The organism is Parasphingorhabdus sp., assembly GCF_036963705.1.
Lineage (GTDB): Bacteria > Pseudomonadota > Alphaproteobacteria > Sphingomonadales > Sphingomonadaceae > Parasphingorhabdus.
On record NZ_JBALUT010000027.1, the window covers coordinates 24,043 to 35,911 of the forward strand.

An 11,869-nucleotide genomic window follows, 5' to 3' on the forward strand; every position below is an offset into this window, starting at 1 on the left:
CAGCAATGTCATTTTTCAGCAAGATATTTTCCAAAGACAAATCCAATGCCGGGATGCGGCCATTATACGAATCGATCGTGCGGGAAGGACGGCAAATCGCGTGGTATGAGGAGGGTCAGGTCCCCGATAGTATCGACGGCCGGTTCGACATGATTGCCGCAATATTTGCCCTAGTCATGATTCGACTCGAGAAAGAGGAAGACCGGGGTCAGGACATCGCATGGCTGACCGAAATTTTTATCTCCGACATGGACGGACAATTGCGCCAGATCGGTATCGGCGAAATGGTCGTAGGCAAGCATGTCGGGCGGATGATGGGTGCGCTGGGCGGCCGGGTCGGTGCCTATCGCGAAGCGCTGGAAAATGGCGCGGACCTGCAAGATGCCATTTTGCGCAATATATTTCGCGGCGAAAAGCCCGATGACGCGGCCTTGAGCTATGTTGCCAAGCACCTGTCCGCTTATCATAGCGCGCTGAAAAGCGTCGATTCCAGCGAGATTATCGCGGGCCACATCCCCGACAGCGGAACGGCCAAATGATCGACGCGCCCGAATTTTCCCATATCGTCAGACTGTCCGAAATCGGTTCGAAGCCGCAGACCGGCAAACTCAGCGCTGACCAGGAACAGCGCCGCGCGCTTGCCTTGCGGTTCGATATCCCGAAAATCTCCTCGATCGCCGCAACCTATAAACTCGTGGCCGGCGAACGCGGAATTGCGTTCACAGGGATGCTCACATCCGATCTGCACCAGAGCTGCGCGATCACGGGGGAAGCCATCCCGGTGAAAATCCGCGATAAATTTGATATTTTATTCATTCCAAAGCCGGACCCCAGCGAACTGGAAGAAGAGATCGAGCTGACCGAGGACGAGTGCGACATTGTTGAATATGAACAGGCGCAGATCGATCTCGGCGAAGCTATTGCCCAGACCCTGTATCTTTCGCTCGATCCCTATCCGCGTGGCCCGGATGCCGATAATGTTGCCAAGAAAAAAGGGCTGAAATCCGAAGCTGAAGCAGGCCCGTTCGGTGCATTGGCGGCACTGAAGGACAAGCTCGGCTAAGCTTCGGTTTTATCCGTATTTCCCGCAGCAGCAGTGGTCAGGCGTTTTTGCAGCCCGTTCAGTCGTTGTTTGCTGGTGATCTTGCCGCCCAATAGATCGGTGATGTAGAAAGTATCCACAGCCCGCTCGCCATAGGTGGCGATATGGGCGCTGTGCACGGTCACCTTCGATTCAAACAGCGCGTAGGCCAACGCATTGAGCAGGGCCGGCCTATCCTGCGCGTTTACTTCAACGACCGTAAACCGGTTGGATGCCTCATTGTCGACCAGCGCAAAGGGTGTGATGACAAAGGCGCCCGCCCGCGCATGGGTTAGTGGCCTGGCTTCGAGCTTCGTGGAGAGCTTGGACCGGTTGGCCAATGCATCCTCAACCGCTTCCTTGAGTCGGTCCAGCTGCCCCTTCTCGGAAAAAGGCTTGCCGTGCGGGTCCTGAACCAGGAAATTGTCCAGCGCCATACCATCGCGGGTGGTATGGATGCGCGCGTCGATAATATTGCCGCCAGAGACGTGGATGCCGCCTGCGATCCGGTAAAATAGCCCCGGGTGATCGGCCGCATAGACGGTGATCAGTGTCGCGCCGCGTTCGGCATAGACATCGGCAAAAATCGCAAGGTTCGTGTCGCCGGCTTCGAGCACAAGCTGCGCATTTTGTGCAATGATATCATCGGGTTCGGCAATCCAATAGGCATCGGTAAATCGCTTGGCGAGCTTCTTGAATTCGGCTTCCGGCAAATTCAGTGTCTCGGCCAGAACCGCCTTTTTCTCGTCGATCCGCTGCTTGCGTCCGCGCTGTTTGTGGCCGAGCAGCAGCATTTCCTGTGCCGCTTCGAACAGATCGGTCAGCAACTGCCGTTTCCAGCTGTTCCAAACGCCGGGTCCGACCGCGCGAATATCGACAACGGTCAGGACCAGTAGCTGGCGGAGCCGTTCGACGCTTTTCACCTGGCTGGCAAAATCCTGGATGGTTTTGAAATCCGACAAATCCCGCTTGAACGCGACTGCCGACATCAGCAGGTGGTTGCGGACCAGCCACGCGACCAGCTCGGTTTCATGCGGCTTGAGGCCCAGTCGCGGACAAAGTTTCATCGCCACCTCCGCCCCCAATATGCTGTGGTCGCCACCGCGACCCTTTGCAATATCGTGCAACAGGGTGGCGACAAATATCACTCGCCGGTTCTGCAATTTTTCCATCGTCGCTGTGCTGTTCGGATGGTCTGCGGAAAGATCCCCTCGCCCAATCTTGGCGAGCAGCCCGATGGCACGAATAGTGTGCTCGTCGACCGTGTAATGATGGTACATGTCGAACTGCATCTGCGCCACAACGCGACCAAAGTCGGGGATGAAGCGGCCGAAAATCGCGGCTTCGTTCATCCAGCGCAGCACCAGTTCAGGATCGCGTGGCGAACTGAGTACATCGAGAAACAGTTTATTGGCACGGGCATCGGTGCGGATCTTGTTGTCGATAAGCTTGGCATCGCGCCGCGCAGCCCGCATTGCCATGGGATGGATTTCCAGCCCGTGCTTGTCGGCGAGCCAGAATATCTCGACCAGTCGGACCGGGTCTTCTGTGAAAAATTCCTCGTTCGGCAGAGCAAGACGGCCACGATCGAGGACAAAACCCTTGAGCTTCTTTGGCTTGCGGGTCAGCGACGGCAGAAACCGCCGGACCCCGGCATTGTGGGTTTCGTCGAGATGGGCGAGAAACACGCCGGTCAGGTTGCCGACCACTTTTGCGTTGAGAAAATAATATTGCATGAACCGTTCGACCGACGATTTGCCGGGCCGGTCGGCAAAACGCATTCGCCGGGCGACTTCGGTTTGCAGATCAAAGGTCAGCCGGTCCTCTGCGCGGCCGGTCATGTCATGCATGTGACAACGCACCGCCCACAGAAAATTGGCGGCCTTGCGGAAGCGTTTGAATTCGTCGGCGGTCAATAGGCCGACTTCGACAAGATCCTCGGCCGACGCCACCTGATGAATATATTTGCCGATCCAGTAAAGGGTCTGCAGATCGCGCATACCCCCTTTGCCCTCTTTGACATTGGGTTCGACAACATAGCGGCTGTCGCCCATTTTCTTGTGCCGCATATCGCGCTCAGCCAGCTTTTCCGCGACGAAAGTGCTGTCGGTTCCGGCAACGACATCATGGAAAAACCGCTGTTTTGCTTCTTCATAAACGCCGGTATCGCCCCAGACATAGCGGCCTTCGAGCAGTGCCGTGCGGATCGACAGATCGCCTTTGGCCATCCGCACCATTTCGTCGATCGAGCGGCTGCTTTGGCCAACTTTCAATCCGAGATCCCAGAGCCAGTAGAGCATCGCCTCGACGACCTGTTCGGTCCAGCTGGTTGCCTTGTGCGGAGTCAGGAACGCAATATCGACATCGCTATGCGGCGCCATTTCACCCCGGCCATAGCCGCCGACGGCCATCACTGCGATCCGTTCGCCCGACGACGGATTGCCGACCGGATATTGATGCTGGACGGCGATATCGTGAATCAACCGCACCAGTTGATCGACCAGAAACGATTGAGCGGCAGCCATTTCGTGGCCAGCCGATGGCCGTTTCAGCAAACGTTTGCTGATCTCTGCCCGACCATCTGACAGCGCATTCTGTAACAAGGAGAGAATCTTTGGCCGAGCATCGGCCATGCCATGTTCGGCGATCAGCTCTTCTATTTTTTCAGCCAGCGCCCGACGATTGATGATATCCCGCTGTCGCACGATCCGCTTTCCCGGGTCATCGGGGGCAGCAGGGATATTGGCGCGTATGTTCATCCGGTAGCGGCCAGTTCGTCGCGATGTTTTTTCGCCAGCACTATTTTCGCGATTTTGGCAGTGCCGAGTTTTGGCAGCGGCTCGTCATATTGCCAGACATGGACCGGCATTTTATAGGGCGCGAGCTGGCTCTTGAGCGAATCCAGCAACTGTTCTTTCGTTAGGCTATGCCCGTCCTTGGTATGATAGACCAGCGCCGGCACTTCGCCGAACCGTTCGTCATGAACACCGAAAATGCAGGCTTCTGCGACTGCCGGATTGGCGTAGACTGCGGCTTCGACTTCCTGACAGCTGATATTCTCGCCACCGCGGATGATGATTTCCTTCTTGCGGTCGACAATGAACACATAGCCTTCGGGATCGAGATAGCCGATGTCGCCAGTGCGAAAATAACCGTCGTCGGTGAAAGCGTCCCTGGTTGCGTCTTCATTATTCCAATAGCCGGTGAAATTGGCAGCGGTACGGATACAGATCTCGCCGCGTTCGCCCTGCGGCATCTTGTTGCCATCATCGTCGAGGATTGCCACATCGACAATCGGCGGGGTCGCGCGACCGGTGCTGTCCGGTTTGGCGAGATAATTTTCATTCTGGTTGGAACAGCCGACGCCGTTGGTCTCGGTCAGACCATAGCCGATCACCGGATAGCCATCGCCCATCTTCTCCTTGATCCGTTTGACATGTTCCGCGGGGCGCGGTGCGCCGCCCGCAGCCATGGTCACACAGCTACTCAGATCATATTTTTCAAAATTCGGATGCGAATAGATTTCCATGCTCATCAACGGCACGCCGACAAAATAGGTCACCCGTTCTTTTTCGATCAGGCGCATGGCCTCTTCGGCATCCCATTTGTTGAGGAACACCAGTTTGCGGCCAATCGCGTAGCTGACCAGTACCAGCGGAACCGACGCGGTAACGTGGAACAGCGGCACACAGACCATGGCAGTCGGCTGCCCGTCGGGCATCGTGCCCTGCTTCTCCATGATATTGACCAGCACGACGACGGAGCCGACGAAGCTCATCGCGCCCTGCACTACCGAACGATGCTCGGCATAAGCGCCTTTCGAACGGCCGGTAGAACCCGAGGTGAACAATATGGTCGCATTATCTTCCGGTGTCATTTGCGGCAGCGGGGTTTCCGCGCCGCCCCCTTTTTCCAGCATGACTTTCAGCCCTTCAAGCGGCAGCTTGTCATGTTCGAATATAAGCAGTTCAGCGCCGTGATCGCGTTTTGACTCGACCAGACGCTTGGCCCGCTGATCATCAGCAAAGACGAACGAACAACCGACATCCTCGATCCCGTCGGCCAGCTCATCGCCCTGCCACCAGCCGTTCAATTTGGTCGAAACGGCACCGGCCATGATGATCGCCATGTCGAGAATGACCCAATTGGCAGAGTTGCGTGCGGCGATTCCGATTCGGTCGCCCTTCTGAACGCCATAGCCTTCGACCAGCCCGCCAGCCAAAACACGAGCGGCAGCATAAGTCTCGCCAAAGGTCAGACGAATATCACCATCGACCAGAAATTCCTTATCGGCGTTCTGTTGGCAGAAATAGGCGAGATAATCCGAGACATTCTGTGGCGCGTTCTTGAAGATCGGCATGTCGACGCCATATTTATTGACGGTGTCGAGCTCCAGCAGCTGACCGGGCTGCGTCAGCACTTCCAACGTCTTGTCGATTATCACGTCCAGTTCAGAAGTCGCCATTATTCAAGTCTCCAATTGTTCCCTCTTGGTCTCAGGGGATTTCCCTTTATATGGACAGGAAACCACGCGGGGAAAAGAGTTGATTGATATTATATTGGCCAATGCGGCACAGTTTACGCGGTTTGAGGAGCTTGGCCTGTCTCCCAATGCACTCGACCTCGGATTTTTTCAGCTCAAATGGTATTCATTGGCCTATCTGGCCGGGATATTAATCGGCTATTGGTATCTGAACAAATTGGTGGCCCAGCCGGGATCACCGATGGCTCGCCGCCACGCCGATGATCTTATCTTCTGGGCGACGCTCGGGATCATCGTCGGTGGCCGATTGGGCTATGTATTTTTCTACGCTCCCGAAATCCTGCAAGAGCCGGTCAGAATATTCGAGGTCTGGAAAGGCGGCATGTCGCTGCACGGCGGCACGATCGGTGTTGTGCTTGCCCTGTGGTGGAGCGCGCGGCGGGAGAAGCTCGATTTTCTGCGGATGTGCGACTATATCGCTTGCGTTATTCCCTTCGGTCTATTCTTCGGACGGCTGGCGAATTTCGTCAACGGCGAGCTGTGGGGACGGCAAACCGACGTCGCATGGGCGATCATCTTCCCGATGGGCGGCGAAGTCGCACGTCATCCCAGCCAGCTTTACGAAGCAGGCCTTGAGGGTCTCCTATATTTCATCATCCTCTCGCTGATGTTCTGGAAAACCGACGCGCGCTATCAACCTGGCAAACTGGTTGGCGCGGGATTGCTGGTTTACGGCTTCAGCCGGTTCACCGTCGAATTCTTCCGCCAGCCTGACGTGCAGCTTACCTGGCTGGTCGAGCAATCGGGATTCAGCATGGGCCAATGGCTCACGGTTCCGATGATATTGCTTGGCGCCTGGCTGGTTCTGACCGCGAAAGGACGGCGCGCGCGCATTGAAGCGGTGGCCGGAGACAAGAGCGTTGCCTGACGGCGTCAAAGCGGAGCGACCCAGTGCAGCCCATATAATCGCCGACCGGATCGACCGCGAAGGCCCGATTCCGCTCGGCGACTATATGACGATCGCCAATGACTATTATTATGCCAGCAAGGATCCCCTTGGCGAAGAGGGTGATTTTGTCACCGCCCCCGAGATCAGCCAGATGTTTGGCGAGATTGTCGGTATCTGGCTCGCCGATCTATGGCTGCGCAAAGGGTCACCCGACCATTGCCACTATGTCGAACTGGGGCCCGGACGCGGAACTCTGGCCCAGGATGCCCTACGCTCTCTGGCCCGGTTCGGCTGCGTTCCGAGTGTCCATTTCGTCGAAACCAGCCCGGTCCTGAAAGCCAAGCAAGCGCAGCTGCACCCCGAAGCAACATGGCATGACAATATCGCCAGCCTGCCGGAAGACGGCCCGCTGCTGATCGTCGCCAATGAATTTTTCGACGCCCTGCCGATCGAGCAATTTGTCGCGACATCCGGCGGCTGGCGACGGCAGATGGTCGCGCGTGATCGCAGCAAATTTGTCGCTATTCCGAGCACGGAAGTGGCTGAGGACCGGATTGGCGGCGGCATGAGCGGCTTTCCGGACGGGACAATATTGGAACGTTCTCCGGTCAGCGTCGAACTGGCCGGCCATCTTGCCAATCGCATATCCAAACAGGGCGGTACGCTGCTGATCATCGACTATGGCTATGCCCGCCCCGGAACCGGCAGCACATTACAGGCAATAAAGGGTCATATGCCGATCAGCCCGTTCGACAGTCCGGGAACATCCGATCTGACCGCCCATGTCGACTTTCATACGATAGCCAATATTGCCCGAACCCGTCTGCTGGCAATCCATGGCCCGGCAGAACAGGGCCAGTGGCTCAAGTCGCTCGGGATTGACCAGCGTGCAGAAGCGCTGATCAACGCGACGCCAAAACAGGCAGATAATATCCGGGCTGCCCATCAGCGGCTGACCCATGCAGACGAGATGGGGTGCCTGTTCCGGGTAATGGCGGCGACCCCGATCGACTGGCCGGAACCCGAGGGCTTCAGCTACGGCGAGGAATAGCCAGCCTTGCTAGACTGCTAACCCACCCATTCGGCGACGTCTGTCGCCACTTTATTGGCGGCGCGGTTCAGGCCTTCACCGACCGGATTTGGCTCGGCCGCAAAGACCTTTTCACTGGCCTGGAAGCGCTTCTTCTCGACCGGTTTGTCCGTGACCATTTTCACCGCATCATAGGTGACGGTGACCGTCAGGCTGGGGCCGTCGAGGCCGAAATCGACCAATTCGCCAGTGATATAGGTTTGCGCGTTACCGCCCGCCTCTGTTGCCGTCAGCACCAGCCGGTTATTCTTTTCCGCAATAGTTTCGCTGAGCAAATCCTGAAACAGCCGAGCCGGCTTGTCGACCCACACGGCATCTTTCAAATAGGCGATGCCCGTTCCGTTGGTCTGTACGGGAACCCGGATAGTGTTCAGCTTCTGCGGTGCAGCGGGCAACGCAACCACCAATGAACCAGCCTGCGGTCCGCTCCGTACAGCGCCGGCCGAGAGTTTCTGGTCGGGCGACAGCGAAAGCAGCGACGGTGGCGGTTCAGCACCGCCAAAGCTAACGCAGGCGCTCAGCGCTGTTGTTGCGGCCAGCAGACCGACGGCTTTCAAAAATTTGCTCATCATATCTGCCCCTTCATTTTCCTGGCTCATAGTCCGGTAGCGCTGGCGCTGACAATAAGGACCCGGCCCCGCCCTGGTCCAGTCGCTCGGTCACCTTGGTCATCGATTTGGTTAGTGCTTGCATATCCTCGACCAGTTGATCGATTTCCGGCAATGTCTTTTTCGAGAAACGTTCCGCACCGGGCTGCGCATTTTTCAGCACGCCTTCCAGAGCAAGCAGGCTCTTGGAGGCGGAATCCAGTGTTGTGGCGAGATTCTTCGCCACTGGCTCACCGTTGCTGGTCAGAAACGCATTGGTATTGTCCGCGACCAGGCCCAGCTTCTCGGCGGTCTGACCGGCATTGCGAATGGCAATCCGCGATTCTTCCATCAGCGCCTCCAGACCGGGTGCCTGGTTCGCCAGACTGCCGGTCAACTTGTCGGTATTCGCCAATATGCCGCTGATCGATTTCTGGTTGTCGTCCGAGAGCAATGTGGTCAGCCGGTCGGTCAATGTTGCCAGTCGTTCGACCACCAATGGTGCGCTGTTGAGCAATTCCCCGAGTGCGCCCGGCTTGGTCGGGATCACCGGCACCCCTTCGGGACCAAGATCGGTGATCGGAGGTGCACCCTTTTTCGCCCCGTCGAGCTGAATATTCGGCGGCGCGGTGAAGCTGACGCTCTGAATCGTGGCCGTGGTGCCTTCGAGTATTGGCGTATCTTCGCTGACCGCGATGCGGACGCGGACAAAATTCGGATCCTTTTTCCACAGCTCGACCTTGGTCACCTGACCGGATGGTACCCCGGCGAACGTCACGCCGGTTCCCGATGCCAGCCCGCCGACGGACTGGGCAAAGAAAATATCATATTCCTTGGTCGCGCCATCGCCAAAGCGGACAATCCATACCAGAAAGGCAGCGACGAGAGCCAGCATCGCCAAAGTGACAACACCTACAAGGATATGGTTCGAGCGCGTTTCCATCTATTTCACCTCTATGACGAGCGGTACCGTCAGCTGCAAGAATTCTCTGAACGGGTTGAACATTCTCATCCTAGCACCTTTTTCCCGGCAGATGCCATGCGGCCGCGTGGACCGTTGAAATATTCCTGTATCCACGGATGGTCGAGCGCCAGCAGTTCATCGATCGTACCGACGGCGATTACCTGTTGATCGGCAAGCACCGCAACCCGGTCACATATCGCGTGCAGCGTATCCAGATCATGGGTGATCAGGAACACCGTCAGGCCCAGGGTCTGTTGCAATTCCTTGGTCAGATTATCGAACGCGGCAGCACCGATCGGGTCGAGCCCGGCCGTAGGCTCATCGAGAAACAACAGTTCGGGATCGAGCGCAAGCGCCCGCGCTATGCCGGCCCGTTTGCGCATCCCGCCTGACAACTGGGACGGATATTTCGGGGCCGCATCAGGCGGCAGTCCGGAAAGACAGACTTTATATTTGGCCACTTCCCGCCGGAAATCGCGATCCATGTCCGGATAGAATTCCCGGATCGGCACCATCACATTTTCTGCGACGGTTAGCGTTGAGAATAGCGCGCCACCCTGGAACAATACGCCCCAGCGCTTGCGAATTTCGATCGTTTCGGCGTCGGACTGACCTAAAATCTGCTCGCCAAAGACTTCGATCTCGCCTTCGTTGGGAGTCTGCAGTCCAATGATCGAGCGCATCAGCACGGATTTTCCGGTGCCGGATCCGCCGACCACACCGATGATTTCGCCGCGCCGGACATCGAGATCGAGATTGTCGTGCACCACCTGCGTACCAAAGCTGTTGCGCAGACCGCGCACGCTGATGATCGGGCCGTCATAATCGGGATTATATGCGATGGTCTGTGACGCGCTCATCAATTCCATCCGATCCAGCTGAAGAAGACAGCGAAAAAGGCGTCGAGCACGATGACCAGAAAAATGGCCTGGACCACCGCTGCGGTTGTCCGTTTGCCGACATCCTCGGCATTCCCCTTGACCTGCATACCCTGATAGCAGCCGGTTACCGCGATAACCGCTCCGAATACCGGGGCCTTCACCAGTCCGACATAGACGTCGGTCAGCGGCACAACCTCTCGGATACGGGCGAAAAATGTCGCCGGCGGGATATCCAGTTCAACCCAGCTGAGCAGGCCACCGCCGATGATCGCGACGACCGAGGCATAGAAACCGAGCAAAGGAAGCATGACCACGGCGGCGAGGAAGCGCGGCAGCACCAGCGCTTCGATCGGCGACACGCCGATAGTGCGCATCGCGTCGATTTCTTCGGTCAGTTTCATCGTACCGATCTGCGCGGCAAAGGCCGAACCGGAACGACCAGCGACCATGATCGCGGTCATCAGCACGCCCAGTTCCCGCAAAGTCAGACGACCGACGAGATTGACGGTGAAGACTTCGGCGCCAAATTGGCGGAGCTGCACCGCGCCTTGCTGCGCAATCACCAGTCCGATCAAAAAGCTCATCAGCCCGACGATACCCAGCGCGCGAACGCCGACGACGTCAAAACGCTGGACCACGGCATTCCATCTGATCTGGCCCGGATGGCGGACCAGCCGGAAAAATCCGACAATGATCGCGCCGAAAAATCCGACCAGCCCGGTCAATGTGGTAAAGGCCAATGCAGTGGCCTCGCCAATTTCGCTCAGCACCCGGACAACGGGGTTCAAAGGGTCGGGCCTGATATCTGCCGCCTGATCAGCGCCAGCAACGGCGGCAATCAGCCGCTCTGCATCATCATCCGCACCGATAATCTCGGCTTCCATATCGCGCGCCGTCCGGTGGATCAGCCACGCGCCCACGGTGTCGACATAGCCGGTATCGGAAATATCAAGCCGTTGAGCGTGGCTAGGATATTCCCTCAGCCGCTCCGGCAGATCGCCGACACTGGCGATCGAAAGGTCGCCAGAAAAACGCAGCGTAATCGCTCCATCCTCGGCTGTCTCTTCGACAAAATCGCTAGCTATCGACATCAACTCCATAGGTGACCGAAATCTCGGCAAAGCTCAAGAGATTAAAGCGTTCAAATATTTGGTGCTTTGGCAGGCGGGCTGCTAAGGACAGCGCGAACGGGATTATCGGGACAGCATGCAGAAAATATCACTTTATGACATGGACCGGACGATTACCGTGCGCGGAACCTATACTCCATTCCTGTTCCATATGGTCTTTGCCAGAGCGCCATGGCGCCTGATATTCCTGCCGATCCTGCCCTTCGCCTTCGCCGCTTACGGGCTCAAGCTGATCAGCCGCGGACGATTGAAGACCTTCAACCAGCTTATGCTGCTGGGGAGCAGTCCGGAACTGTCGGCATTGCAACCCCATATCGAACGCTTCGCCGACAAGGTCCTGCGATCCAACCGCCACCGGAAAGCCATCGATCAAGTTGAAGCGGACCGCGCTGACGGACGGGCTTTGGTGCTGGTCACCGCATCCTATGAACTATATGCCGAAGCCATCGCCCGCCGCCTGGGATTTGATCATCTGATCGGCACGCAGCTGGTGGTCGACGGCGAAGGGCGCGTTCTGCCGGAGATCATCGGCGAGAATTGCTATGACGATGCCAAGATCGGCCGGATCGAGGCATTGTTTGCCAAGCAGGGTTGGCAGCGCACCGAAGCCCATGTCCGCGCCTATTCCGACCATGTCAGCGATCAGGCGATGCTGGAATTTGCCGACGAGGCAATAGCGACAACACCGACCCCCAAATTGCGGC

General features: G+C 57.4%; 11 protein-coding genes. 5 read left to right on the top strand and 6 right to left on the bottom strand.

The features are described 5' to 3' along the window. Positions 1-5 precede the first annotated feature (5 nt). Together V7680_RS08270 and V7680_RS08275 are read left to right on the top strand one after the other, a co-directional pair. Positions 6-539 carry a ubiquinol-cytochrome C chaperone family protein gene (locus V7680_RS08270; protein WP_335652812.1) on the top strand — a complete coding sequence of 178 codons (534 nt, stop codon included), beginning with the start codon at positions 6-8 and terminating at the stop codon, positions 537-539. After that, positions 536-1,063, top strand: coding sequence for a YceD family protein (locus tag V7680_RS08275; RefSeq protein ID WP_335652813.1), 528 nt, complete (start codon positions 536-538; stop codon positions 1,061-1,063). The genes V7680_RS08270 and V7680_RS08275 overlap by 4 nt, the downstream gene beginning before the upstream one ends. Here the strand turns inward: V7680_RS08275 and V7680_RS08280 are convergent. Continuing rightward, a complete protein-coding gene (locus V7680_RS08280; protein ID WP_335652814.1) occupies positions 1,060-3,840 on the bottom strand; it encodes a [protein-PII] uridylyltransferase in 2,781 nt (926 codons plus the stop codon). The genes V7680_RS08275 and V7680_RS08280 overlap by 4 nt on opposite strands. Next, on the bottom strand, positions 3,837-5,546 hold the full coding sequence (locus V7680_RS08285) for a class I adenylate-forming enzyme family protein (RefSeq protein ID WP_335652815.1): 1,710 nt from the start codon (positions 5,544-5,546) through the stop codon (positions 3,837-3,839). Before V7680_RS08285 ends, V7680_RS08280 begins: the two co-directional genes overlap by 4 nt. Positions 5,547-5,625: 79 nt before the next feature. Between V7680_RS08285 and lgt the strand changes: the two genes are divergently transcribed. Together lgt and V7680_RS08295 are read left to right on the top strand one after the other, a co-directional pair. Further along, a complete protein-coding gene (gene lgt / locus V7680_RS08290) occupies positions 5,626-6,492 on the top strand; it encodes a prolipoprotein diacylglyceryl transferase (RefSeq protein WP_335652816.1) in 867 nt (288 codons plus the stop codon). Beyond that, on the top strand, positions 6,485-7,564 hold the full coding sequence (locus tag V7680_RS08295) for a class I SAM-dependent methyltransferase (RefSeq protein ID WP_335652817.1): 1,080 nt from the start codon (positions 6,485-6,487) through the stop codon (positions 7,562-7,564). Before lgt ends, V7680_RS08295 begins: the two co-directional genes overlap by 8 nt. Positions 7,565-7,581: 17 nt before the next feature. Here the strand turns inward: V7680_RS08295 and V7680_RS08300 are convergent, their stop codons facing one another. The 4 genes from V7680_RS08300 to V7680_RS08315 form a co-directional block, all read right to left on the bottom strand. Further along, positions 7,582-8,175, bottom strand: a complete 594-nt coding sequence (locus tag V7680_RS08300) for an ABC-type transport auxiliary lipoprotein family protein (protein WP_335652818.1) — start codon at positions 8,173-8,175, stop codon at positions 7,582-7,584. A gap of 10 nt (positions 8,176-8,185) precedes the next feature. Continuing rightward, a complete protein-coding gene (locus V7680_RS08305; RefSeq protein WP_335652819.1) occupies positions 8,186-9,133 on the bottom strand; it encodes an MlaD family protein in 948 nt (315 codons plus the stop codon). Between the two features lie 65 nt (positions 9,134-9,198). After that, on the bottom strand, positions 9,199-10,014 hold the full coding sequence (locus V7680_RS08310; protein WP_335652820.1) for an ABC transporter ATP-binding protein: 816 nt from the start codon (positions 10,012-10,014) through the stop codon (positions 9,199-9,201). Next, on the bottom strand, positions 10,014-11,126 hold the full coding sequence (locus V7680_RS08315) for an ABC transporter permease (protein ID WP_335652821.1): 1,113 nt from the start codon (positions 11,124-11,126) through the stop codon (positions 10,014-10,016). The genes V7680_RS08310 and V7680_RS08315 overlap by 1 nt, the downstream gene beginning before the upstream one ends. A gap of 115 nt (positions 11,127-11,241) precedes the next feature. On the opposite strand from V7680_RS08315, the gene V7680_RS08320 reads away from it, so the two are divergent. Further along, a partial coding sequence (locus tag V7680_RS08320; protein ID WP_335652822.1) for an HAD family hydrolase occupies positions 11,242-11,869 on the top strand: 628 nt, incomplete at its 3' end.

Bases quoted from the DNA above. Each gene is read 5' to 3' on its own strand.
- V7680_RS08285 (WP_335652815.1), bottom strand. From the start codon at position 5,546: ATGGCGACTTCTGAACTGGACGTGATAATCGACAAGACGTTGGAAGTG.
- V7680_RS08310 (WP_335652820.1), bottom strand. From the start codon at position 10,014: ATGAGCGCGTCACAGACCATCGCATATAATCCCGATTATGACGGCCCG.
- V7680_RS08315 (WP_335652821.1), bottom strand. From the start codon at position 11,126: ATGTCGATAGCTAGCGATTTTGTCGAAGAGACAGCCGAGGATGGAGCG.
- V7680_RS08305 (WP_335652819.1), bottom strand. From the start codon at position 9,133: ATGGAAACGCGCTCGAACCATATCCTTGTAGGTGTTGTCACTTTGGCG.
- V7680_RS08280 (WP_335652814.1), bottom strand. From the start codon at position 3,840: ATGAACATACGCGCCAATATCCCTGCTGCCCCCGATGACCCGGGAAAG.
- V7680_RS08275 (WP_335652813.1), top strand. From the start codon at position 536: ATGATCGACGCGCCCGAATTTTCCCATATCGTCAGACTGTCCGAAATC.
- V7680_RS08270 (WP_335652812.1), top strand. From the start codon at position 6: ATGTCATTTTTCAGCAAGATATTTTCCAAAGACAAATCCAATGCCGGG.
- V7680_RS08300 (WP_335652818.1), bottom strand. From the start codon at position 8,175: ATGATGAGCAAATTTTTGAAAGCCGTCGGTCTGCTGGCCGCAACAACA.